The 23,967-nt window shown below is 72.4% G+C and carries 23 protein-coding genes; 10 read left to right on the top strand and 13 right to left on the bottom strand.

Annotated elements, in window-relative coordinates:
- Nucleotides 1-113 precede the first annotated feature (113 nt).
- Nucleotides 114-2,246, top strand: coding sequence for a tetratricopeptide repeat protein (locus OV079_RS41705; protein WP_267775275.1), 2,133 nt, complete (start codon nt 114-116; stop codon nt 2,244-2,246).
- Between the two features lie 221 nt (nt 2,247-2,467).
- On the opposite strand, the gene OV079_RS41700 is transcribed toward OV079_RS41705, so the two are convergent.
- The gene (locus tag OV079_RS41700; RefSeq protein ID WP_267775274.1) at nt 2,468-3,328 is read right to left on the bottom strand and encodes a hypothetical protein; all 861 of its coding nucleotides are present in this window, start codon (nt 3,326-3,328) and stop codon (nt 2,468-2,470) included.
- 948 nt (nt 3,329-4,276) lie between these two features.
- On the opposite strand from OV079_RS41700, the gene OV079_RS41695 reads away from it, so the two are divergent.
- From OV079_RS41695 to OV079_RS41670, 6 genes are all read left to right on the top strand, one after another.
- Nucleotides 4,277-5,704, top strand: a complete 1,428-nt coding sequence (locus OV079_RS41695) for a DHA2 family efflux MFS transporter permease subunit (protein ID WP_267775273.1) — start codon at nt 4,277-4,279, stop codon at nt 5,702-5,704.
- A 563-nt stretch (nt 5,705-6,267) separates the two neighbouring features.
- The gene (pcnB, locus tag OV079_RS41690; protein WP_267775272.1) at nt 6,268-7,608 is read left to right on the top strand and encodes a polynucleotide adenylyltransferase PcnB; all 1,341 of its coding nucleotides are present in this window, start codon (nt 6,268-6,270) and stop codon (nt 7,606-7,608) included.
- Entirely contained in the window at nt 7,605-8,453 is an 849-nt protein-coding gene (locus OV079_RS41685; RefSeq protein ID WP_267775271.1) for a class I SAM-dependent methyltransferase, read from the top strand. Before pcnB ends, OV079_RS41685 begins: the two co-directional genes overlap by 4 nt.
- A 197-nt stretch (nt 8,454-8,650) precedes the next feature.
- Nucleotides 8,651-9,220: an endonuclease dU gene (locus OV079_RS41680; RefSeq protein WP_267775269.1), complete on the top strand. Its 570-nt coding sequence runs from the start codon at nt 8,651-8,653 to the stop codon at nt 9,218-9,220.
- A gap of 315 nt (nt 9,221-9,535) precedes the next feature.
- A complete protein-coding gene (locus OV079_RS41675) occupies nt 9,536-9,982 on the top strand; it encodes an HAD domain-containing protein (RefSeq protein ID WP_267775268.1) in 447 nt (148 codons plus the stop codon).
- A gap of 87 nt (nt 9,983-10,069) precedes the next feature.
- Entirely contained in the window at nt 10,070-10,498 is a 429-nt protein-coding gene (locus tag OV079_RS41670; protein WP_267775267.1) for a GNAT family N-acetyltransferase, read from the top strand.
- Nucleotides 10,499-10,559: 61 nt separating this feature from the next.
- Here OV079_RS41670 and OV079_RS56625 read toward each other — a convergent pair whose 3' ends face one another.
- The 5 genes from OV079_RS56625 to OV079_RS41645 all read right to left on the bottom strand — a co-directional run bounded on the left by OV079_RS56625 (nt 10,560) and on the right by OV079_RS41645 (nt 16,825).
- Complete coding sequence (locus tag OV079_RS56625; protein ID WP_267775266.1) at nt 10,560-12,062, bottom strand: FAD-linked sulfhydryl oxidase; 1,503 nt, start codon at nt 12,060-12,062, stop codon at nt 10,560-10,562.
- Nucleotides 12,063-12,116: 54 nt separating this feature from the next.
- Nucleotides 12,117-12,962, bottom strand: coding sequence for an EF-hand domain-containing protein (locus OV079_RS41660; protein WP_267775264.1), 846 nt, complete (start codon nt 12,960-12,962; stop codon nt 12,117-12,119).
- Between the two features lie 376 nt (nt 12,963-13,338).
- Complete coding sequence (locus OV079_RS41655) at nt 13,339-13,560, bottom strand: hypothetical protein (protein WP_267775263.1); 222 nt, start codon at nt 13,558-13,560, stop codon at nt 13,339-13,341.
- 194 nt (nt 13,561-13,754) lie between these two features.
- On the bottom strand, nt 13,755-15,800 hold the full coding sequence (locus tag OV079_RS41650) for a hypothetical protein (RefSeq protein WP_267775262.1): 2,046 nt from the start codon (nt 15,798-15,800) through the stop codon (nt 13,755-13,757).
- A 599-nt stretch (nt 15,801-16,399) separates the two neighbouring features.
- Nucleotides 16,400-16,825, bottom strand: a complete 426-nt coding sequence (locus tag OV079_RS41645) for a hypothetical protein (RefSeq protein WP_267775261.1) — start codon at nt 16,823-16,825, stop codon at nt 16,400-16,402.
- Between the two features lie 276 nt (nt 16,826-17,101).
- On the opposite strand from OV079_RS41645, the gene OV079_RS41640 reads away from it, so the two are divergent.
- Nucleotides 17,102-17,554, top strand: a complete 453-nt coding sequence (locus OV079_RS41640; RefSeq protein WP_267775260.1) for a hypothetical protein — start codon at nt 17,102-17,104, stop codon at nt 17,552-17,554.
- Nucleotides 17,551-18,870: a choice-of-anchor Q domain-containing protein gene (locus tag OV079_RS41635; protein WP_267775259.1), complete on the top strand. Its 1,320-nt coding sequence runs from the start codon at nt 17,551-17,553 to the stop codon at nt 18,868-18,870. The genes OV079_RS41640 and OV079_RS41635 overlap by 4 nt, the downstream gene beginning before the upstream one ends.
- Nucleotides 18,871-18,880: 10 nt before the next feature.
- Here OV079_RS41635 and OV079_RS41630 read toward each other — a convergent pair whose 3' ends face one another.
- From OV079_RS41630 to OV079_RS41600, 7 genes are all read right to left on the bottom strand, one after another.
- The gene (locus OV079_RS41630; protein ID WP_267775258.1) at nt 18,881-19,999 is read right to left on the bottom strand and encodes an STAS domain-containing protein; all 1,119 of its coding nucleotides are present in this window, start codon (nt 19,997-19,999) and stop codon (nt 18,881-18,883) included.
- Nucleotides 20,000-20,479: 480 nt separating this feature from the next.
- On the bottom strand, nt 20,480-20,917 hold the full coding sequence (locus OV079_RS41625) for a periplasmic heavy metal sensor (protein WP_267775257.1): 438 nt from the start codon (nt 20,915-20,917) through the stop codon (nt 20,480-20,482).
- 292 nt (nt 20,918-21,209) lie between these two features.
- Entirely contained in the window at nt 21,210-21,791 is a 582-nt protein-coding gene (locus tag OV079_RS41620) for a cupin-like domain-containing protein (RefSeq protein ID WP_267775256.1), read from the bottom strand.
- 29 nt (nt 21,792-21,820) lie between these two features.
- A complete protein-coding gene (locus OV079_RS41615) occupies nt 21,821-21,991 on the bottom strand; it encodes a hypothetical protein (RefSeq protein ID WP_267775255.1) in 171 nt (56 codons plus the stop codon).
- The gene (locus OV079_RS41610) at nt 21,988-22,230 is read right to left on the bottom strand and encodes a hypothetical protein (RefSeq protein WP_267775254.1); all 243 of its coding nucleotides are present in this window, start codon (nt 22,228-22,230) and stop codon (nt 21,988-21,990) included. The genes OV079_RS41615 and OV079_RS41610 overlap by 4 nt, the downstream gene beginning before the upstream one ends.
- Before the next feature lie 99 nt (nt 22,231-22,329).
- Nucleotides 22,330-22,848 carry a hypothetical protein gene (locus tag OV079_RS41605; protein WP_267775252.1) on the bottom strand — a complete coding sequence of 173 codons (519 nt, stop codon included), beginning with the start codon at nt 22,846-22,848 and terminating at the stop codon, nt 22,330-22,332.
- Between the two features lie 34 nt (nt 22,849-22,882).
- Entirely contained in the window at nt 22,883-23,554 is a 672-nt protein-coding gene (locus tag OV079_RS41600; protein WP_267775251.1) for an EamA family transporter, read from the bottom strand.
- On the opposite strand from OV079_RS41600, the gene OV079_RS41595 reads away from it, so the two are divergent.
- Complete coding sequence (locus tag OV079_RS41595) at nt 23,553-23,831, top strand: hypothetical protein (RefSeq protein WP_267775250.1); 279 nt, start codon at nt 23,553-23,555, stop codon at nt 23,829-23,831. The genes OV079_RS41600 and OV079_RS41595 overlap by 2 nt on opposite strands.
- The last annotated feature ends 136 nt before the right edge of the window (nt 23,832-23,967 follow it).

Genomic DNA, 23,967 nt, shown 5'->3' with positions numbered 1-23,967 from the left:
GGGTCACGCGATTCGCTCGCCGGGGCCCCCGCATCGGGGGCGCCGACGCGGTCGCCTGGTTCCGTGCCTCCGGATCCTCACCCCCTCGCTGCTGCGGATATCTCCTCCGGGACATGCGATTCGCCCGCCGAGGCTCGCGCATCGGGGGCGCCAGCGCGATCGCCCGCCGATCCGGGCATCTCTGCCCCTTCAGACATGTCCTCCGGGGCGTTCGATCCCTCGAGAAGAACCTCTCGCCGCGGCTCGCGCTGTTCGGGGTGCTCTCGCTGATCGCCCTCGTCCACCTGCCGTTGCTCGGCTACCAGTTCGTCTACGACGACGGCTGGACTCTGGTGGCCAACGGCTTTCTGCGCGTGCCGACCGACCTCGGCCTGCTGTTCTCGCCCGAGGCCGTCGCGCGCCACGTGCCCGACGCGTTCCGCCCCGGCCTCGTCGTGTTCGACCTGCTCGGCTACCAGCTGCTGGGTCTGTCGTCCGGCCTGCACCACGCCCTGTCGATCGGCCTCCATCTCGGCGTCTGCGCCGTGCTCGTCCGCTGGCTGCGCGTCCTCGGGGCCCCCTTCGACCTGGCTCTCGGGACAGCCGCTCTGTTCGGCCTGCTGGCGCTCCACGCCGAGGCCGTCGCCGTCGTCTCCTACCGCGAGGACCTCCTGGCCGCCCTGCTCGGCCTCGCCGCCGCCCTCGCCGCCACGCGCGGCCGCCTCGCCGCCGCCGCGCTCCTGTCCCTCGGGGCATGTTCGATGAAGCTCAGCGCCGGCGCGATCCCGGCGCTGTGGCTGCTCGCCGAGGGCCTCTCTCCGTGGCGCCCGCGTCCTCCCGCCGCCCACCTGGTCCGCGGCGCCCTCGCGCTCGGCCTCGGCGTCGCCGCCGTCCTCGCCTACACCTTCGCCCTCTACGGCGCCCTCGACCCGTACGGCGCCGACAACCTGCGCGTCTTCAGCCACCGCGTCGGCCTCGGCCCCGTGCTCGCCGCCTCGCTGCCGATCCACCTCGGCTACCTGCAGCAGATGCTGGTCCCGTTCGGCCTCTCGCCCGAGTACCCCGACCACGGCACCGGCCTCCGTGACCCCGCCGTCGTGCTCGCCGGCGCCGCCCTGCTCGCGCTCGCCGGCTACGGCCTCGCCTGCGTCCGCCGCCGCCCGCTGGTGGCCCTGGCGATCCTCGGCGCCTTCGCCCTCGCCGTGCCGACCAGCAACCTGTTCCCGATGCCCAACATGCGGGCCGACCGATTCATGTACCTGCCGAGCGTCCCGGCGTGCCTCGGGCTGGTCGCGCTCTTGCTGGCCGCCGGTCGCTGGCTCTCCGGACATGTCCCCGAGGACATCAAGCTGGTCGCCCGCGTCGCCCCGCTGGCCGCGGTCGTGGTCGTCCAGGGCTCGGTGCGCGTGGCCACGGCCGCGGTCTACCGCGACAACTCGCACCTGTGGGGCGTGGCCCGCGAGCGCGCCCCCGACTCGGCCCGCGCCCACGCGGTGCTCGGCGAGCTCGTCGTCCGCAACGTCCCGGCCGACGCCCCGCGCGAGGACAAGGCCCTCGCGTACGCCCGCGCCGAGGCCCACTGCCGCAACGCCGAGCGCCACGACCCCCGCTACGAGCTGCCGCAGCTGTGCTTCGCGCGCCTCGCCGCGGCCCGCGAGGACTGGCCCGAGGCCTATCGCCGCTATCAGGCGGCCCTCGCCGTGAGCCCCGACCGCAACGCGGGGATCTTCGCCGGCCTCGCCGAAGTGAGCCTCGACCTGCCCGCGACGTCCGAGACGACGCGCACGGACCTGGCCCGCCGTCACCTCGCCGAGGGCCTGGCGAGCTACCCGTACAGCCCCGAACTGCACGCCACGGCCGGGCGGATCTTCCATCGCCTCGGCGACCCGGAGCAGGCCGCGGCGCACTACCGCCGCTCCTCGACCTCGCCCCCGAGCGGCCCGAAGCCCTGCTCGCGAACGTCGAGCTCCTCCTCGACCTCGGACGTCCGGCCGACGCCACCGAGCTCCTGCTCCGTGAAAAAACCGCCTGGCTCGCCGCCGATCCCGACGATCGGACCGCGCTTGTCGCGCGGCACCGTGACGCCTTGCGGCTGTTCGATCCTTCCACGATACTCTCAGCCGACCCCGTCGGAGTCTTCGCCCATGAGCCGTAAGTTCTTCTCCTTCCTGCTCCTCACGGCCCTCATGATCGCCGCCGGCAGCATGGCCTGTCTGCAGACCGTCGAAGAGTTCGACAAGCAAGACGAGACCGACGGCGCCACCTAGCCGCTCCGGCCCTCGCAACACCTGGCGCTCGGGACAGGTCGCCTCCGCGACCTCCCGGGCGTCGAGCTTTCGAATGCTCCGCGGACCGCGACTTGCGCGGTCGAACCACGGGCCGCGACGCGCGGCCGAAGCCTCGCGCCCGACGGAAGACGAGACTCACGCGCGCGAGGCGTGCTGCTTCACGGGCCGAGCTCCCGGCCTGGTGACCCGGCTATCGCGGCTCACCAGCCGTGGGCGGCGAACAGCCCCGGGCCCTGGACCGGGACCACCTCGCGGCGCTGCTCGTCGCGGTGGCAGTGGGCGGTGCAGCCGCAGGCGTCGAGGCGCATCCCGTGGCGCTCGGCCAGGCCCTTGAGGCCCTCGACCAGGGCGCCGGTCGCCTGGGCCGTCAGGCGCCAGCCGGTGCTGGTGGGGGCTGCGTCGCGGCTCTGGGCGGCCGGGGGCACGCCGTAGCGGCGCAGCACCGAGGTCATCGTGTCGGCGTCGAGCACCGCCGACAGCGCCCCGATCCGGGCCGGGGTGAGGCGGCCGGGCACGAAGTGGAGGTCGCGCAGCTCGGCCGCGGCGATGTGGCGGAGCAGCGGCTCGAAGTCGGGGCCGAACGGGCGGTCGTGGAGGCCTGCGAGCAGCGGCCCCAGGTGGACCGAGACCGGCACCCCGAGGCGGCGCAGGTACTGGGCCTGCAGCAACAGCTTCGGAGCGGCCTCTGCCTCGGCGCCCAGGAGGGCCCGCTGGATCTCCACCTTCTGGTGCGCGATCTCGTACGCCACCGACGCCTGGCAGTCCTTGGCCCGCAGGACCAGGGAGCGGGCCAGGGTGGCCGGGCTGCGGAGGATCACGCGGCGGCCGTGGGCCGTCAGCCAGCGCAGCGCCGGCTCGGCCCAGGTCGCGTCCTCGCGTCGGGCCAGGCGAAGGGTCACCACCGTGACGCGCTCACCCCGCGCCTCGAACTCGCCGAGCAGGCCGGCCAGGGCCAGCTCCGGCGAGGCCGAGGGCACCGGGGCACCCGCGCGGCTGCCGAGGATCACGTGCAGGCCGGTGCAGGACGACAGGACTTGCAGGGTGGTGAATCCGGAACTCATGGTCAGCTTGCTCGCCTGTTCAGTAAAGTGCGCCTGGCAAGCAGTGGGGTCAATGCAGCGCGTGATCTGGTTCAGATCAAGCGACCCGCGAGCGAGCCCTATCCCCATGTTTCACCGATGATTTTATATAGTGTTTTCAATCACTTCCATGGCTGCTCGGTTTTGCACGTCGCTTCCTGCTTCGCTTTGACTCCGGGCCCGGGCGGCGACGCTTTGCGCCGCAGGGGCAGAGTCGCCCGGACTCCTGGCGGGCGTGTTCGCGCCCGGCCCGGGGTTCGCCGGTCACGACCACGGGCCGGTCCGGGCGTCTCGGCGACCGCGCGCGCTCCCCTCACTGGCGCACTCCCGGCGTCGGCGGCCCCGACTTCGGCATTGCCACTGACACAAGCAGGCCGGCGCAGGCGATCGACGCCGTAAGGAGTGACTCGCTCCTCCGCCGGGAATGACTTCTGCGCGGGGTGCCCACGCGAACCGGTCGCTTTGCGGCTCACCTCATTCATCGTCCTCGCGGCGAGCGAGGCCCAGTTCGTCCTGCGGATGCATCAGCGGCCCGACGGGCCTCTGGTTCGTGGTGCACCTCGCCTGGGGCTCGGGACCTGCCGACGTCGCCACCGGCTCGCGCGCGCACCGCTGGTGCGTTCGTCGTCGGCCGCCTGAAGTTCCGAAGATCGCATCTGCTGCGCCGGTGATGCACGCGTTCGTCGCGCGGGGACAGCACGTCTCGCGTCGGCTCGCGCGCGCAGCCTCCAGCGCTCCGACCGTCATCGTCTGCACGCCTGACGTGCGGTCGCAGGTCGGCGACCTCGCGAGTCCTCGACGTCCGATTCGCCCGACACCGCCGCCGATCACGCGCGGCCGTGCGCCCCGCGAGGTCGACCCGGCGAATCGGCGCACTCCGCCCGCGTGATGACGTCGCGGCGGTCCGCTGGTATGGGGACGGCCCGCCTGATGGATCCGCTCGAAGAGCCGCGAGTCACTCGCTTCTGGCCGTTCATGTTCGCCCTGTTCGTCGGGTCGTTCATGTCGGTGCTGAGCTCGAGCACCATCACCATCGCCATCCCCGAGCTGCAGCGGTACTTCGGCGCCGAGCTCTCGCTGCTGCAGTGGACCTTGACCGGCTTCATGCTCGCCATGGGCACCTGCGCCCCGCTCACCGGCTATCTCGGCGGGCGCTTCAGCTTCAAGTCGCTCTACGTCGCCAGCCTCGTCGGCTTCACCCTCGCCTCCGTGCTGTGCGGCATGGCCTGGGACGCGCGCTCTCTCGTCGCGTTTCGGTTCCTCCAGGGTGCGTTCAGCGGCGCCATCATGCCGGTGACCATGACCCTCATCTACCAGCTCCTGCCCCGCGAGCGGCAGGCGCTGGCGGCCAGCCTGTGGAGCTTGGCGGCCAGCCTGGCGCCCGCCTTCGGGCCGACATTCGCCGGCTGGCTCATCACGCTCGGCGACTGGCGGTGGTTGTTCTTCATCAACGTCCCGCTCGGCGTCCTCGCGGTCGCCCTGGCCGGGCGGACCATCCCGTACTACCGCCTGCAGGTCCCGCAGGCCTTCGACCTGCCCGGGCTGCTCACGGTCATCATCGGCACCCTGTCACTGCTCATCGCCCTGAGCCAGGGCCGGGCCTGGGGCTGGACGCACGCCGGCACCGTCGCCCTGATCTCGCTCGGTGTCCTCTCGCTGATCGCCTTCGTCGTCCGCGAGCTGAGGACGCGCCATCCGCTGCTCGACCTGCGCGTCCTCGTCAATCGCCGCTACCTCGTCACGCTGATCGTCGCGATCATCATCACCATCAGCCTGTACTCGGGCGCCTTCCTCGTGCCCGTGTTCCTGCAGACGATCCAGGGCGTCACCCCGCTCGAGACCGGCCTCGTCCTGCTCCCCGCGTCTCTGGCGATGGCGCTCCTGATGCCCGTGGTCGGGCGCCTGTACGGCCCGCTCGGGCCCCGCTCGCTCATGACGGCCGGCGTCCTGATGATCGCCGGCGGCACCTACGCCCTGAGCCGCTTGACGCCGGAGATCTCCCAGACCTACGTGCTGGTGTGGATGCTGGTGCGCAACGTCGGCATCTCGCTGGCGATGATGCCGGCCAGCAACGCGGGGATGGAGGAGATCCCACGCGAGCAGATGGGCCACGCGTCCTCGATCAGCAACTGGCTGCGCAACGTGTTCGGGGCCTTCTCGATCGCCATCTTCACGGCGCTCCTGTCCGTCTTCTCGAGCCACGAGGCGGAGGCGCTGGTGCGCCAGGGAGTGACGGAGCGCGCCGCGATCGAGCAGCTCTCGCTGGTCGCGGGCATCAACGACGTCTACCTGGTGGCCACGATCGTCGCGCTCATCGCCGTGCCGCTCGGCCTGAGCGTCCGCAAGCTCCGACCCTGAGCGCGAGAGCCCGTCGCGGGTCAGAACCGCCAGCGCAGCGCCGCGCCGCCGCCCGACGACGAGGCCAGCGGCCAGACCGCGACCGACGACGATCTCGGACGCGAGGTGAGCTCGTGCAGCCGACGAGTCGATGAACCCCGAGCAAGCGCCGGCGCGCGACCTCCGCCGGCGACTCGAGCCACGACTTCAGGCCCGCCGCCTCCCCCTGCGCGCCCAGCGCGAAACCGCCCTCCCTGCCCGAGAAGCCGTCGCGTCGCGCCCGCCCCCGAGGCCTCCTCGCTCGCGCGTGAGGCCCCCGAGCCGCCGCATCTGCTGGCGGGACTCGCGCACGAAAACTACCGCAACGGGCTGCGCTGGCGGCTCCCTGGCCACTCACCGCGAGCCCGCGGCCGGCACTCGCCGCAAAACAAAACAAAATCAACCCCTTCCACTCCTTTCACCGCCCCCCGCCCCGACCCGTTGCCCGATCTCCCCGTCCCTGTCCGCGACCTTGCGCAAAAGCGCGCATCATCGGCTTTCCACCATCTCGGACCGCCCGTGTGGTAGAGGCGCAGCAGCACGCGATGCCCGAAGTGAAGGCAAGCAGCCCCTCTGTTCCGACGCCGCCGCGCCTTCAGGGGGCCATCTCCATCCGGGATGTCGACCCGGACGCGCTCAAGGTCGTCCGCAAGCTGGTGGCCGGAGGCCACGAGGCCTACCTGGTGGGCGGTTGCGTGCGCGACCTGTTCCTCAAGCGGAGGCCGAAGGACTTCGACGTGGCCACCAGTGCCACGCCGGAGACCATCCGCAAGGCCTTCCGCAACTGCCGCATCATCGGCCGCCGCTTCAAGCTCGCGCACGTGTTCTTCGGCCCGAAGATCATCGAGACGAGCACCTTCCGGACCACGCCGATCACCGCGGAGGACGACCCGCTGATCACCCACGACAACGAGTGGGGCTCGGTCGAGGACGACGCGCGGCGGCGCGACTTCACCATCAACGGTCTCTTCTACGACACCGACGCCGACGCCATCGTCGACTTCGTCGACGGCCTGGCCGACCTCGAGCGCGGCGTCATCCGCACGATCGGCGACCCGCTGCTGCGCTTCCAGGAGGACCCTGTGCGCATGCTGCGGGCGGTCAAGTTCGCCGCGCGGCTCGACTTCACGATCGAGGAGGCCACCTGGCGGGCCCTGCTCGACACCGTGGGCCACATCGGCAAGTGCTCGCGCGCCCGCGTGCTCGAGGAGATCTACAAGCTCCTGCGCGGCGGCGCGGCGCGGCGCAGCTTCGAGCTGCTGCTCGAGTCGCGGCTGATGACGGAGCTCATGCCGAGCTACGTCGACCTCTACCGCAAGCTGAGCGCGAGCGGCCTCGCGGGCCCGGCCAGCAAGACCCGGCCCGGCGAGCCCTCGCGGGTGATGTGGAACCTGCTCGAGGCGCTCGACGAGTACACCAGCGCCACCAGCCAGGTCGCCAGCAACGGCGTCCTCCTCGCGGTGTTGTTCGCGCCGCTGCTCGACGAGCAGTGGCACACCGCCAGCCGGCAGGGCCTCGATCGTTTGATCGACGACCTCATGGGCCCCGTCTGCGTCAGCCTCGGCGTCGCCCGCCGCGACCGCGAGCTGGCGCGGCAGATCCTCATGGCCCACCGGCGCATGGTCGAGTCGCTGAACCGCAAGAAGCGGCGGCCCTCGCTGGTCCAGCGCCAGTACTTCCACGAGGCGCTGGTCTTCCTCGGCCTCACCGTCAAGGCCCGCGGCGGCGACGGCAGCGAGCTCGGACACTGGCAGCGCCTCGCCGCCGTCACCCAGCCGATGCGCATCGAGTCCGAGGGCGAGTTCGACGGCGGCCCGCGGCGCAAGCGGCGTCGGCGGACACGCCCGGACGGTCGCCGTCACTCCGCCGAGTCGGGTTCGCCGTGACGCGGCGCAGCAAGGGCCCCCTCGACCCCGAGGCCCTGCTGCGACTGGGCACCAGCGAGCACTACGAAGACCCCGAGCTGTACGACTTCGAGTACCGCGACCATCGCCACGACGTCGCCTGGTACCGCGGCCTCGCCCGCGACAGAGGCCCGCGCCAGCGGGTCGTCGAGCTCGGCGCCGGCACCGGGCGGATCAGCCTGCCGCTGTGCCACGACGGCCACACCGTCGTCGCCGTCGACCGCATGCCCACCATGCTCGACCACCTGCGGCGCAAGGCCCAGGGCGTCGCCGGCGACGTCGCCGCGCGCCTCGAACCTGTCCTCGGGGACATCACCGCCCTGCCGCTGCCCGACGCGAGCGCCGACCTCGTGTTCGCCCCCTTCAACGTCCTCATGCACCTGTACTCGTGGGAGGACCTGCTGCGCTGCTTCCGCGAGGCCGCGCGCGTGCTCGTGCCCGGCGGGCGGTTCGCCTTCGACGTCCTCCTGCCCGACCTCGAGTGGCTGACCTGGGACCCCGAGGAGCGCCACAGCGTCACCCACTTCACCCACCCGCGCACCGGCGCAGCCATGGTCTACTCGACCAATCACACCTACGACCCGCACACGCAGGTGTGCCACGTGCGGATCTTCTACGACGACGCCCCCAAGCGCCCGCGCGCCTTCAAGCCGCCGCCCGAGCCGGCGCAGGTCGTCCACCTCGCCCATCGCCAGATCTTCCCCGAAGAGCTGCGCCACCTCGTCGCCGCCGCCGGGCTCACGCTCGACAGCCTCGGCGGCAACTTCCGCGGCACCCGCCTCGCCCCCGGCGTCGACTCGCAGTGCGGCCTCTGCACCAAGCCCTAGGGACATGTCCGAAGCGACATGTCCTTGCGAGCACCCACGTCCTCGACTTCGCCGATCGTCCCAGGCGCCGCCCGCGCTCTCGTCGCACCTGTCTTTCGGGCCAGCCACCGCGGCACACCGGCCGCAATTGCCGAAGAACAATGTTCATATGACCCGCCCGACCCGCTCGGGCGATTCGCCCCTGGCGTGAGCCGCTGATGCCCGCGATCCGTCGTCTCTCGAATTTGCTCGGCGTCGACGACGCCCCGTTCGCGCGCGAGCACCGGGGGGACGTGGCGATCATCGGCACGGTCTGCACCTCGGGCCGGCTCGACGGCGTCCTGCGCAGCAAGGTCCGCCGTGACGGCGCCGACGCGGCTCGCCGGATCGCCGCCATGCTGCTGGGCTCGCCGTTCGCGGAGGCGGTCCAGGCGGTCGTCCTGCAGGGCATCGCCCTCGCCGGCTTCAACGTCGTCGACCTCGACGCGCTGCACGAGGCGATCGCTCGCCCCATCCTCGTCGTCGCTCGTCGTCCGCCCGACCTCGTGAAGATCCGCGCCGCCCTGGAGCGCCTCCCCGGTGGGGCCCGCAAGTGGAACCTGATCCAGCGCGCCGGCGCGATGGAGCCGCTGGGCGGCGTATGGGTCCAGCGCAAGGGGCTCGCCGTCGCCGAGGCCGCCCTCTTGCTCGAGCGCGGGCGGGTTCACGGGGCCTTGCCCGAGCCGCTGCGCCTGGCCCACCTGATCGCTGGCGCATTCGGGCGCGGGTACAGCAAGGGCCGGGCCTGAACGCCCCTTGCGGACCTGCCTGAAAAGACAGGTGCAAACATTCACTCTAGCAGCGCGCCGCGACAGTTCGTGGCCGCAAAATTCAAATGAGGCGCATTTCATTCGCCGCTTTCGGCGTGCGTTGCGATCGCAGGTCGGAGGCCGCCCGAGTCGTTGCAGCTCCCATGTTCCACGAACACCGATGCGTGGTCGCGACGCGGCTCGGCGAGTGCCCGAGTCGAGCGTGCGGCCTGACCTTGACGACATGTCCGACGAGTCGGACCGCGCGGATCCATGACGCTCGAGTCGGCCCTGTCACGGTGCTAGCCTCGAATCGTGCCGGTCAAGGTCATCTTCCTCGACATCGACGGCGTCATGAACAACATCGGCACGCGAGCGGAGCCCGAGCGCCCTGGCATGGCCGCGTGCCTCGATCCCGACAACGTCGCGGTGCTCAACCAGATCGTGCGCGCCACCGGAGCGGTGGTGGTGCTGTCGTCGTCGTGGCGCCTGTCGCTGCCGCTCGCCGAGCTGCGGGCCAGCTTCGCCGCGGCCGGCTGTGAGGCCCAGGTCGTCGGCATCACGCCGGACGTCGACGGTCCGCGGCGCGGCCGGGAGATCCGCGCGTGGCTCGACGCGCAGCCCGAACCGCCGACCCGCTACGTCGCCATCGACGATCAGTTCGACATGCCCGAGCTGCCGGGACACCTGGTCAAGACCTGCCGCGTCCACGGCCTCACCGCCCGCGAGCTCCCACAAGTGCTCGCCCAGCTCGCCGACTGAGCCGCGGCGCTCGGCGAAGCGCTCCGCGCCCAAGCGTCGACGCAGCCCGCCTGGTCGCCGTCCGCGTCGCGCAGTATCCTCCGCCGCATGTTGAATTACCGCGAGGCCGCGCTGGCCGACATCCCCCGCCTGCAGGTGATCCGCGCCGCCGTCCGCGAGAACGTCCTGTCGAACCCCGGCCTCGTGACCGTCCCCGACTACGAGGAGCACATCCGCGGCCCCGGCAGGTCGTGGGTCGGCGAGGAGGACGGCCTCGTCCTCGGCTTCTCCTCCGCGCACCCGCGGCCCGGATCGATCTGGGCCCTCTTCATCGACCCCGCCCACGAGCGCCGCGGCCTCGGCCGCGCCCTCCTGGACCGCGCGGTCGCCTGGCTGTGGTCGCACCCCGAGCTCGACGCCATCCAGCTCACCACCGCCGTGGGCACCCGCGCCGACGCGTTCTACCGCGCCGCCGGCTGGAGCGACGTCGGCCGCTCGCGCAGCGGCGAGGTCATCTTCCGCCTCCCGCGCGCCTGAACCATCGAGGTGCCTGAATGGACATGTCCTCGAAGACATGTCCACTCAGACGCTCGCGCCCTCAATCCTCGGTGTAGAGCCCGCTCCGCCCGAGCTTCTCCTCCGCCTCGGAGAAGCCGACGGTCAGCGGGTCGCTCAGGTTCGGATCGAAGTGATAGTTGTCCTGCAGGAAGCGCTCCTCGATCACGCGGGTCTCGAGCTGGCGGATGTAGTCCTGGGCGATCGTCTTGGCCTGCAGGGCGCTCGCGGCGTCGCCTCGCGCCAGCAGGCGGTGCAGCTCCAGGCGCACGCCCGCGAGCCTGCCCACGGGGCCCATCAGCCGGAAGTTGCTCTCCACCCGCTCGACGGGGATGCTCGGCTGATTGAACGCCCGGGCGCGGGCGAGCTCGGCCGCCAGGCTCGGCCAATAGCGCGTCGTGTAAAAGGCGCCGTCGTCGCGGTGGTACCACTCCTCGGAGCGGGCGATCGACGACGACACGGTGTTGTGGAGCTTCCACAGGAACAGCCGCAGCGACGGCCCGTCGCTCACCGAGCCCAGCTTGTCGTCGATGGACATGTTGAAGCTGGTCGCCTCGAGGTCGTGGCCGAGGAGCAGGTACTCCACCGGGTACATGTCGACCTCGCGGTTCTGCACCACGTAGGCGTTGAGGTGGTGCCGGCAGTACGGGCACGGGTACATCGTGGCGAACAGCTTGAAGAACTGCTTGAACCCGGCGGCCAGCCGCTGCTGCTCGGCCGCGGGCTTGTCGCACGCGATCTCCGCCACCGTGTGGAGGAAGCGCCACACCGCCGGCCCGATGAAGTACGGGAAGCTGACCCGCATCTGCGCGTCGCGCACGTCGTTGCGGCCGACGTACACGTCGATGAAGCTGACGTACTGCGAGATGCTGCCCGAGTCGCGCCCGAACTCCGCCCGCTCGCGCCGCTTCTGCACCCCGTTCAAGTAATGGCGCGACAGCCACCAGCTCTGCAACAGGCGCAGCTTCTCCGGCGGGCTGCAACTCGGGAACGCCGCCACCAGCTCCTTGCCGTAAACCGCGAACTCCCCGGCGTCGTGCATCCATTGGAACCACCCGTCCATCACCGGGTCGGTCGGCGCCTCGCAGGTCGCGACGTGGCTGGCGTTGCTGACCGAGAACGCGCTGAGGAGCTTCGGCATGAAGTCCTCGTACCAGTAGCGGACCGGCATCATCGCGCCGTCGACCGTCTCCAGCGCGTTGTCGAGGATGACCCGGTGCCACCGGTCGAGGTAGGCCTTCGCGTCGCCCGCCGCCTGCGCCTGCCCGGGCGCCAGCTCCTGCGCCAGTTCCTCCGTGCGCAGGCGCCTCAGCTCGTTGAGGGCCAGCACGCCCTCGACCACGTCGCCCAGACCGAGCCGCTGCTTGCGCATGCTGATGGCGAACTCGACGCCCGCGGCGAACTTCTCGCGCGTGTTCTCCGACCGACTGCGCGCCGCGACCATCGCCTCGTGCTCGGCCAGCATCTCCGCCGTCTTCGGCACGGTCTGCCAGTTCGCGATGCGATGCTGCAGCCGCGCGTACTCGGCCTCGAGCGACTCGACCACCGCGTCGAGCGTCGGGTGGCACCTCCTCGACCACCCCGAGCGCCTTGTACAGGCTCATCGCGGTGCGCACGAACGGCACGAACTCGGAGATCCGGTACGGCAGGTTGCGCACGCGCAGGTGCGTCTCGTGGTTGGCCGAAAGCTCTCGCGGAAGCAGCGGTACGCCGCGCCCTGGATCAGGCGAAACAGACCGATCTGGAGCTGCAGGACGGAGGTCCCGCGGACCTTGCCCGCCTCCGAGTTGCGCGCGCTCTGCTCGCGCAAGCGGGCGATCTCGGCCTCCACCGTGGCCTGCGGCTCGTCCGCCGCGGGCGCGGGCTCGGGCTCGGCCTCGGCCCGCTCGCGGGCCTCCACCTCGCCGGCGATCGCCGCCGCCGTCGCGCCCGCGCTGGCCAGCGGCGCCGCGGTCTCGAGCGCGCCCGAGGGCCGCGTCGGCACGGCCTGCGCGAGCTGGCAGAACTCGTCGAAGCCGATCGATCCATCGCCGTCGACATCGACCTCCTTGATCATCTCGTCGAGCTCGCGCGCGGTCAGCCCGACCTGACTCATGACCCCGCCCATCTCCTCGGCGGTGATCCGGCCGCTGCCGTCGCGGTCGAACACCGCGAACGCGAGCTCGAGCCGGCTCCGGCGGTCGCCGTAGCGCGCGAGCATCAGGGTCGTGAACTCGCCGAAGTCGATGTGCCCCGACCCGTCGGTGTCGACCTCCTCGATGAGACCGCGCACCTGCGCGTCCGTCGGACTCTGCCCCAGCGATCGCATCACCACCGCCAGCTCGGCGGGGGAGATCGCGCCGCTGCCGTCGGTGTCGAAGATACGAAAGGACTCCCAGAGCCGGTCGACGTCGCTCTTGTCGAGGGTGAGCTCTGCTGCCGATGAACCGCTGGCTGACATCGTCATCTCGCCCGCGACTATAAAACGCCGACCATTCCCCCTGAAGCAAAAAGGACGCGAGAGGACGCGAACGACGCTTCGGGCTCGGGGCCGCCCGCCCGCCCGGAGACGGCATGCAGCGCCGCCTCGGCATCGGAGCGAGCCGGCAGGTCCCCGCGTGACCCGCGGATGTGAGGCCAGCCGCGCTCAGACCGGACGCGTAGCCGGCGCGACATCCACGGCGAGCGCGTGCCTCTCGGCCCGTGGAAGCCCAGCCACGTGTAGCGGGTTCGGTGACGCCGTCGCGCACGCTCGTCGCCGCGACCCGGCCGCCCGAGCGTCGGCCCTTTCCAGCTGTCTGAAAGGGCATGTCCCTCGAGACATGCCCTTTTAAATAGAGACCTCACACCGGCTTCGGCCCGGGCGCGTCGTCGAGCGCGTCGAGCAGCGAATCCCACTCCGCGTCGTCCGCTGCGGCCGCAGGCGCTCCCGCCTCGCCGCCGAGCAACGGCGCGACCGGAGGCGGCGCGGGCGAAATCACGGGCGGAGCGACGCTCGGCGCCTGTGCCACCGGCGGCAGCAATCCCGCGCCCGGCCCCACCCGCGGCGGCGCCACCACGGACACCACCGGAACGACCGGGGCCGCCACGGGCCCGCTCGGCCTCGACACCGCCGGCGCGATCGGAGCGCTCCCCGTAGCTGCAGCGGGTTTCGACGGCAGCAGGGGCGCCAGGGGGCTCCCAGCCGTCCCGCCCGGCGACGGCCCGGCCAGGCCCGCCCCGGGCGCGCCCACGTGGGTCCCCGACAGCGACGGCCCCGTCAGCTTCGGGACGTCAGCGCCGCTCGTCCCCGGCACGGCAGGAGCCGGGCTCTTCGCCGCCATCGACGGGACCCCCGGCGGCGGGCGCAAGCCCCCGCCCACCGGCAACCCCCCTGCGACGGCCGGCTTCGGCAGCGGCACCGAGAACGCCGGCGGCTTCCCCCTGCTGCAGGCGACGGCCCGGACGCGCGGCCTGCCCCCGGCAACGACCCGGCTTGCGGCGCCGAGGGAGCCCCCAGGTGCCCGAACAACGACCCGACCGACGGCGCCGTACCCGGCGACCGTGTCCCAGGAACCGCCGGCCCCGCAGCGGGAGCAGCCGAGGACACACCTGTCTCTTCAGCCCTGTCCTCTCGAACAGCCCCGGAAACCACCTCGCGGACGACCTCGTCGCCCCTGCCCCCGAGGAGAGCCTCGTCGCGACCCGCGAGCGTCGACCCACCGACCGTCACCTCGCGCGCAACTTCAGCGCCCCTGTCCCCAAGGACAGCCTCGTCGCTACCCGCGAGCGTCGAACCGCCGACCTTCGCAACCTCGGCTCCCCTGTCCCCAAGGGCAGCATCCCCACGACCCGCGAGCGTCGAACCGCCGACCTTCGCGGCCTCGGCTCCCCTGTCCCCAAGGACAGCCTCCCCGCGACCCGCGAGCGTCGACCCGCCGACCTTCGCAACCTCGGCTCCCCTGTCTCCAAGGACAGCCTCCGTCGCCCCGCCGACCTTCGCCCGCGCGCCCTCGGCCATCCTGTCCCCAAGGACAGCCCCGCCGACCTTCGCGGGCGCGACCTCGTTCGCCCCCGCCGTCACCGTCCGCGGCGCCTCGGCGCCGCCGGACCTGTCCTTCAAGCCACCCGAGGCCACGTCCTCGCGCCCGGCGGCGACCTTGCTCACCGGCCGCCCCGCGCTGCGCGCCGGCGTGCTCGGGGCCCGCTGGGTCACCCGCCGCTCGGCCTTGGCCGCGCGACGGGCCGCCCGTCGCTCCTCGCGCCGCGCGTTCCGCTTCCCGCGCGGCTTCTCGGCCTCGCGCTCCGCCGATCGTTCCGCCTCGACCTCCGCCGCCACCGGCAGCGCCAGCATCACCCCGCCCGGAGCCGCCGCCGCCGGGCGCGTCTCGACCGCGGCCCGCGTCGCGATTCTCGCCGCCGCCTCGCGCTTCGCCCCGCCGGCCGGCGCCCCCGCGACCTGTCCCTTCGGACCTGCCCCCGGCGCCATGTCCTTTGATTTCGCTGCATCGTCCTTGCGATCGGCCGCCCGCGTCTCGAGCTTGCGCGCCCGCTTCTCGCTCGCCTTCGCCGCCGGCCGCAGCAGCCGGCGCGCCCGCTCGACCAGCGCCTGCGCCAGCGCGTCGGGCCCGGCCTCGAGCCCCGCCTCGGCGCCGCGCAAGGCCGACAGCGCCGTCTCCGACGCCCCCGCGCGCTGCTCGAGCAACGCCCGGGTCGCCAGCACCCGCGGCGTCGCCCCGAGCGCCGCCTGGGCCGCGTCGAGCAGCGCCCGCACCTCGTCGGCCCGCGGCTTCCCGGCCAGCAGCTGCGCCGCCGCCAGGTGCAGCAGGTCCCACGGCCCCAGCGCCTGCCGCTTCGCCTGCGACTGCAGCAGGTCGCGCGCCTGCTCCGGCACGTCGGCCACCAGCAGCGCGTGCGCCTGCGCCGACACGATCCCCGCCGGCGGATCGCCCATCAACCCGGCCAGCCGCGCCGCCTCCGTCAGCGCCTTGGCCGACGCCCGCCCCTCGCCGCGCACCAGGTGCAGCCGCCCCTCCTGCACGGCCGTCCACGCGAACGGCGCGAACCATCGCACCCGCCGTTGCTGGCGCAGCGCGTCGAGCAGCCCCGGCGCAGTGCTCGGCGTCGCCGCCAGCACCGCCCGCTCGAGCGGACCGAGCAGCCCGTGCACGATCACCGGGAACAGCGCGAACCTCAGCACCGCCGCCGCGAGCAGCCCCCAGAACACCGGCCCGCGCGGCGCGAAGATCAGCCCCCCGCGATCACCGCCATCGGCACGTAGATCCGCGCCGCCGCCGACGCGACCGGCCGCTTCGAGCGGAGCCACAGCGTGGCGGGCAGAGGGTCCGCACGGGCTCGGGCGGGGCGGCAGAGTTCGGGGCAAGATCGCTCACGGAGGCCAATTCCAGGGCGAACTTGCCCCAACACCCCCGGCGTACGCAAGCGCGCGTCTCCCGTCCGTTTGCGCCATCGCCACGCCGACGCCGGCCCGGCCGTCCCCCTCACGAACCGGCCAGGACACCTCGCACGACGCTCACCGGCACCCGTCATTCGCGCCCGCGGCCATCCACGGATCATTCACCGCTCGCAACGCACCCTCGCCCCTCTCAAGCCGCTGCGAGTCGCAGCGCCCATCATCGATCGCCGCTCGCAACCAACCTCCGCGCCCCTCGAATCGCCGCCAGCATCACGCCGCGACAGCTACCCATCACTCGCGCTCGCAACCATCGCGCCCCGCGAATCGCCGCGAGCCATCACGCCCCTCACTCACCGCTCACGGCCAACCTCCGCATCTCGTGCCGCCGCCCGCCCGCTCGCCGCGCCCATCATCCCGCGCCGCTCACGAACGACCTCCGCGCCCTGCCACCGCCCATCGCTCCGCGCCTGCTCATCCTTCCGCCGGCCTCGTCGTGACGCCGCGCGCCGTCACGGCGGCCCACAGATGCTGCGCTTCTCGCTCCCGCCGCCCGACGAGCGGCACACCGTCCCCGGACCTGCGTGCGTGAAGCAATACGCCATCGGGTCGGCGTCGAGGCGCGCCTCGTCTTCGCAGCTGACCCAGCAGCGCTTCGTCTCGTCATTCGTCAGCGGCGTGCAGACGTGGGCGACTCCCGGCATGCACTCGCCCGCGAGCGCGCAACAATCCTCGTCCCGCTCGCAGGTGTGCGTGCAATAGCCGGCCTCGAACTGGGTCTCGCAGAAGACCTCTCCGAGCAGCGCGTGGTCGACCTCGCGGTAGCAGTCCGCCGCCTCCGCGCACAGCGACCCGGTCGGCTGTTCGTCCGGCGGCGGCTCACCGCAGGCGAACCCGAGGATCGCCGCGCTCACCACCGCCGCGGTCATCGTGCGCATGAGCCATCGAAGCCTCGCCCTGTGCATGCAGGCGAACCATGGTGCGGTCCGTCGACCCTGCCAGGCCGCATCCGCGGACCTCGCCGCACGAGCGCGCCAGGGCCCGACGTCCCCGCATTTTCCGCAAACTCATGCGATTCCCGAGCGCCCCGCTGGCCGGCCCGCGGTGCCCCCGCGAAGGACGGCGCCGTCATCACCCGCCTCGCGCGCCCGCGCCCCTCGTGTCGCCTCGATCCCCCGCGCCGTCGCAGCCGGGCGCGCGGTACCTTCGGGCCCATGCAGCAGCCCAAGCTCGGCCTCGCCCTCCTCGCCGCCCTCGCGGCCTGCGGCGACGGCGGTGCCAACATGACCGAAGGGACAGTTTCCATCGGCACCGGCGGTCCGGACGGCGGCGACTCGACCGCCGGTCCCACCGGCGCGCCGACGGGCAGCACCACCGGCGGGCCGACCGAAGGCGGCAGCGACGCGACCGGCAGCCCGACCAGCGCCACCGCCACCGGCGACCCCTCCGGCGACCCGACCGACACCGGCGAGCCGCCCCCGCCGCCGCCCGCCGGCACCTGCGACGTCCCCGTCGAGCTCGCCGACACCTCGAGCCCCACCACCGTCGTCGGCGACGGCACCCCGCGAGCTGCACCGAGGCCGCCCTGGCCGCCGCCGTCGCGGCCGGCGGCGTCGTCACCTTCGACTGCGGCGGCCCCGTCACCATCACGCTTTCTCAGGCCTTGAAGGTCACCGGCGACCTCGTGCTCGACGGTGGCCACGAGGTCACCCTGTCCGGCGGCGGGGTCACGCGGATCCTCGACATGAACACCGGCAACTTCGAGTCGCAGGGTCCGCGCCTCACCGTCCAGCGCCTGCGCTTCATCGACGCCAGGGCCAGCGGCACCGAGACCCCGCTCGGCACCGACGTCGACGGTGGCGGCGGCGCCATCTTCCACCTCGGCGGCGAGGTCACCGCGATCGACAGCACCTTCGAGAACAACGAGGCCGCCACCTGGGGCCCCGACGTCGCCGGCGGGGCGATCTACGGCATCGGCGTCGGCGCCACCACGATCGTCGGCTGCACATTTAAAGACAACCGCGCGGCCAACGGCGGGGCCGTCGGCGCCCTGCACACCGCGCTCACGATCGTCAATTCCACCTTCACCGCCAACGAGGCCACCGGGCGCGGCGCCAATTACATCGACATGATGGGCGAGCAGGCCGGCAACGGCGGCAACGGCGGCGCGATCGTCATGGACGGCAGCGGCCGCGAGCTGAAGATCTGCGGCGCCACGGTGCGCGGCAACAAGGGCGGCGCCTTCGGGGCCGCCCTGTTCCGCACCGGCTACGAGGGCGAGCCCACGATCATCGACCGCAGCACCTTCGCCGACAACGAGATCCCCGACCACGACGACGACGACTCGCCGAGCAGCGGCGCGCTCTACATTCAGGGCACCGCGGTCACCCTCACCAATTCGACGATCTCCGGCAACAAGGCCCGCGGCTCCGCGGGCGTGTGGATCCTCGGCCACGGGGCCCAGGCCGCCGTCGCCGACCTGACCAACGTCACCATCACCGGCAATTCGACCTGGCCGCAGGCCGACTTCACGACGCGGGGGATCGGCGCCGGCCTCACCATCGGCGACGACACCACCGGCACGATCCTCAACTGCACGATCGCCGGCAACGCCGCTCAATTCGGCTCCGGCATCCTGCGCGTCACCCCGCTCGTGGTCCGCAACACCATCATCAGCAACGACGCCGAGAATCAATACACCCCGCTCAACTGCACCGGCTCGATGTTCGCCACGCCGCCGGGCACTGGCGATCACAACATTCAATGGCCGACCGGTCCCCAGGACGACATGGACTGCACGCCGGGGATCTCCCGCGTCGATCCCTTGCTCGGCGCGCTCGCCGACAACGGCGGCCCGACCCAGACGGTCGCCCCGCTCGCCGGCAGCCCCGCGCTCGCGGCCGGCAGCGACTGCCCGCCCACCGACCAGCGCGGCGAGCCGCGCGGCGACCCGTGCACTCTCGGCGCGCTCGAATGGCGGTGACGCCCGCGCCTCAGGTGCGCGGCCGCGACGGCCGCCCGAGGCGGGTGATGCAGTGCGTGAGCGCGTCGCGGAGCTTGCCGAACACGGGCACGCGCGAGAGGTCGACGCCGAGGGACACGATCGTCTGGGCGATGAGCGGATGAATGCCGGTGAGGACGCCCTCCGCCCCGAGCAGGCGGATCGCCTGGATCATCCCGATCAGGTGGCTCGCGGTGCCGGTGTCCACGACCTCCACCCCGGTGAGGTCGAGGATCGCGAACTTCGCCCGCGTGCTCGTGACCGCCTGCAGCAGGTTGTCCATGATCTCTGCGGTGCGGACAGTGTCGATGAGGCCGACGATCGGCAGCGTCAGCACCCCGTCCCAAACCTCGATGATCGGCGTCGACAGCTCGCGGATCACCTGCTGCTGGCGCTCGATCAGCTCGAGCTTGGCCCGCAGCTCGAGCTCGTTGCGCTTGGTTTCGCTGACGTCGAGCGACACCGAGATGACCGACAGGTCCTTGTCCTGCAGCGGCAGGGTCCACGACAGCCAGTGGACGCCGTACACCTCCGACGGCACCGCCACCTGCGCCTCGCCGTTCATCGCCCTGCGGGTGGCCTCGCACGCCTCGATGTCGCCGAACAGGTCGAAGTAGTTCTGACCGACGAATTGATCCGGGCTGAGCCCGACGGTCCGCAGCGCCTTGCCCCGCTGGGACGCGAAGTTGCCCTGCTTGTCGATCGAGCACACCACGATGTCGAGGTTGTCGAGCAGCGCGGCGAGCATCGTCGAGTCGACGCCGCGCCGGCGGAACTCTCGCTCGCGCGCGGTGATGTCGTGACCGTGCAGCGTCGCGCGGGCGACCCGACCCTCGCCGTCACGCGTCGCCTCCCACCACGCTGCGAAGTACAGCTCGCCCGCGGGTCGGTCGATCCGCAGCACCTCCGGCTCCTCGCTGTCCGCCGCGAGGCGCCGCGTCCACCCCTCGGTCTCACCGGCCACCGGGACGAGCTCCTCGAGGAGGCGACCGACCGCCTCGTCCGCAGCGACGCCGAACACCCGCTCGGCTCGCCGGTTCCAGCCGGTGACCCGGAGAACGTCGTCCACTTCGATCGTGACGTGAGGGGCCCTGTCGCTGCGTTCGTCCACGGGTCGAGAGTACCCAGACCCTGCGGTGAAGTACTCCTCCGCCGTTGCGGAAACGCCTGGGTGGACGAACGTGGTCACACGCCGCTCACGACAGGTCGCGCGAGACATGTCGGCCGAACTCGACTTCGCCGGGCAAATGGCCCTTGGGCCAGATCGTCGCCGTCCGACACGCTCCGCGCGCTCGCCCTCGGGAGCGGCGGGGCCGGCGCCCGAACCCGAATTCGCGCACCGAGGCCGACCTCGTCGCGGTGACGGATCGCGTCCGGGACCGGGATCGTTCGCCGCGCGACGGGCCTGCCGCGGCGACGCGCCGAGGGACGGCGACGCTACTCCCATCAATCGGCAATGCAAACACCCGGGCGAGCACGCCCGGCGCACCTCGTCAATCACCACAGGGTGACCGACGAGGCCGACGCCGCGGATCGCTCCGCTGGGGAGGACCGCGGCGAACCGAGAGCCGCGCGGCGCGGCTCGCCGCGATCACAGGCGCACGAGGCCGGTGCGCAGCATGTACACGAAGCGGCGCCGCTGCTCCTCGGCCAGGAGCGCGTGGATCTTGCCCACCGCCACCTGCACCGCCTTCTGCACGCGCTCGGCCGAACGCGTGCGCTCGGCCGCGATCTGCGACGCCGCCGCCTCGTCGAACGTGTCGGCCGCCAGCAGATCGGCGTAGCCGCCGCTGGTGCGGCGGAGGTCGAGCTCGGCCTGGGCGCGCTCGACCTTGAGGCCGTCGAGGATCACCGCCAGCTCGCCGACCTGTCGCTCGTCGAGCCCGAGCTTGTAGGCCAGGAACCGCAGCGGCCGGCGCACGCCGAACGGGCCGCCGCCCCAGAAGAAGCCCTCCGGGCCGCCTCCGGGATCGCCGCCGCCACCACCTTCGTCTTGGTCGCCGCAGCGACCCCTACCAAACCACCGCAATGCGCGTGCTCGTGCCCGTAATGTCGAGACGAGGCCACCCGGCGCGCAAACCCGCGCCACGCAGAGAACCAGGGATGCATGATTGTCGCTTTCTGCCGGGGCTCTCGCTCCCGGCGCTGTCCGGACCGCGCGGGCGTCTTGCCTCGCGCGTCCTCCGAGTATTCGGTCCGGGCCTGCGGCTGTCAACCGCGCACGGCCGAGATTGCCGCGAAGCGGCCGCCGAGATCGCCGTGAGCGCCGGCCCCCGGGCGGCGCGCAATCGGCGAATGCGACGCCTCTCCGTTCGCCGGCCTCAGCCGGGCGCGCCGGGCTTGTACCACTCGAAGTCGTTCGGCCACACGAAGTTATTGAAAGCCACGCTGATGCTGAGGTCGAGCGCGCGCACGTGGTGCCACCAGCCGACCGGCAAGAACAGCGCCTCGCCCGGCAGCAGCACCTCGTCGAAGCCGAACGCCTGCGCCAGCTCCGGGCCCGGCCGCTCCGGGTCGAGCGTGCTGTAGACCCCGCGCGCCGCCGCCAGCAAGCGCGGCTCGTCCGGCGGGTACAGGCGGAAGCGCTTACGCCCGACCACCTGGAAGAACAGGATGTTCGAGGTGTCGTGGTGCAGCGACGTCACGGTGCCTGCCGGCCCGAACCTCAGCGCCCCGCAGCTGGCGCTGCGCGACGCGTCGAAGTAGCCGGCCGGCAGCGCCACGTCGTCGAGCAGCCCCGCGAGCCCGGGCCGGGCCAGGTTGCGGTTGTTGGCGATCAGGTACAGGTCGTTCGTCTCGCCCGCCGCGAGCACGCGCTCGACGTACTCGCCGAGCGTCGCCCGACGCAGGTGCTGCTTGAAGCGGACATCCGGATCGTCGTCCGCGGCGCGCCCGATCGACATCTCGATCTCCGCCGCCCCGAAGCGCTCTTTTAAAATGCCGGACTCCAGCGCGAGAACGCCGGCCAGCGCGGCACCACGTCGGTGAAGATCACCGGCGTCCCGGTCGACCAATAGCGGGCCAAAAACTCCCGCGGCGACGGCAAGCCGACGCGCTCGATCGCCGGCGACATCGCCCGCAGCGCCCCGCGCAGCCGGTTCACCAGCGCCTCGCGCCGCAGTCCCGCCGCCGCCGCGCGCCTCCGGCCAGCTCGGGTGACCGCCGCGCCCGCGCCAGGGCCCCGGCGATCGCGTCCTCCGGCACCCCGCCTTCGGCCAGCGCCGCCCGGATCGCCGCCGCCTCGGCCCCGCGCAGCAGGTTCTCCGCCAGCCACGCCCGGTACGCCGGGGTCAGCCGCGGCCGCCCGCGCCGGGCCGCCATCTTGACCGCCCTGAAGCTCATGTCCGCACCTGCATCTTTGCGCATGCCCTTTGCGGCATGTTCTCAAGAACATGTACCCATGGACATGCCCCGGGCGACATGTCCATAAAGCCTCCCGGCCTACGGCGCCGGCATCGGCGGGATCGCCGTCGTCTCGTCCTCGCCGGTCGTCTGCGGCGGCGGCATCGGCGGGATCGCCGTCGTCTCGCCCTCGCTCGTCGTCTGCGGCGGCGGCATCGGCGGGATCGCCGTCGTCCCGCCCTCGCTCGTCGTCTCCGGCGGCGGCATCGGCGGGATCGCCGTCGTCCCGGCGGTGTCCTCGGTGGGGTTGTGGGTCGTCGTCGGCGGCGCCATCGGCGACACCGTGGTCGTGCCCTCGGAGGGCGTCGGCGGCACCATCGGCGGGATCAGCGTCGTGCTCGCCGAGGTCTCGCCGGTGGTGGACATCGACGTCTCGGTCGGCTCGTCGCTCGACGTCGGCCCGGGCATCGGCGCCTGCGTCGTCTCGCTGGCCGACTCGCTGGTCTTCTTGCCCTCGCCGCAGCCCGCGGCGCCGAGCGTCACCGCGATCAGCGTCGTGCGCACCAGCGCTGGTCCGGGCGGCAGCGGCGTCGGCCTTGGGGGTTTGGGCTCCGTCATCGCTCGCCCAGCTCACGCGGTCCGGCGCGGCCTGTCAAGCCTCGCCGCGCCGGGCCGCCAGCGCCGCCGCGAGCACCATCAAGCCGCCGCCGATCCCGAGCCGCAGCAGGTCGGCCTGCTCGCCGAAGACCGTCAGCGCCACCAGCACCCCGAGCGGCACCTTGAGGTTGTTGGCGACCGCGAGCGCGCCCGCGCCGACCTGCACCGCCCCGCGGTTCCACAGATAAAACCCCATCCCGGTGGCCAGCACCCCCAAGTACGCGAACACCAGCCACTGCGTGCTCGACACCTTCGTCAGCGTCGCCCACCCGCCGCTCAGGGTCGTCGCGATCACGGTCACCGCCACCCCGCCGAGGTACAGCAGCGCGATCACCTCGCGGTCGCGCAGGTCGGTCCGCTCGCGCCGCAGCCGTCGGTACGCCGACTGGCCCCACGCGAAGCACACGCTCGAGAGTTGCACGAGCAAGAAGCCGAGCCACGCCACGCCCGCGCCCTCGCGGTGCTGGATCACCGCGGCCCCCGCGGCCGCCATCGCCGCCAGCGCGACGTTGACGGCGTCGAACCGGCGCGCGTACGCGTCGCAGATCAGCGCCACGTACAGCGGCGTCAGCACCGTGTACAGCACCACCTCGTGGGCGGCCGCGAACTGGAACGCGGTGATGTAGCCGACGTACATCAGGCCGTACTGCACCGCGCCGATCGCCATGAGCCGCGCGACGAGCCCCGCCCCGAGCGCGCGCGCGCAGCAGCGGCAGGAACAGCGGCAGCGCGAGCACGAGCCGCATCGCCGCCACGAAGTTCGGATCGAGGCCGCCCAGGTGGCGCTTGATCAGCCCGAAGGAGAACGCCCAGAGCAGGGTCGCCGCGAGCAGGGAGCGCATGGCCTGGCCGCCATCTCGCAAGTTCGCCCCGCTTGCAAGCCCAGCCCACGCGCGCAATTGCACGCGGCGGCGGCGGCGGGCGCGTGGCAGCATGACGCATGACCGCGGCGGTCCCCGGCCTCACCCTCGTGCCCGAGTGGATCTCCGGCGAATCCGAGCGCGACATCATCGCCGCCGTCGACGCCCTCCCGTGGGACGACGGCCTGCGCCGCCGCGTCCAGCACCACGGCTACCGCTA

The sequence above is a fragment of the Nannocystis pusilla genome (assembly GCF_026626665.1).
In the GTDB taxonomy this organism is placed as follows: domain Bacteria; phylum Myxococcota_A; class Polyangia; order Nannocystales; family Nannocystaceae; genus Nannocystis; species Nannocystis pusilla.
The sequence above is the reverse complement of the archived record's forward strand: the minus strand, read 5'-3'. Positions and strand labels throughout refer to the sequence as shown.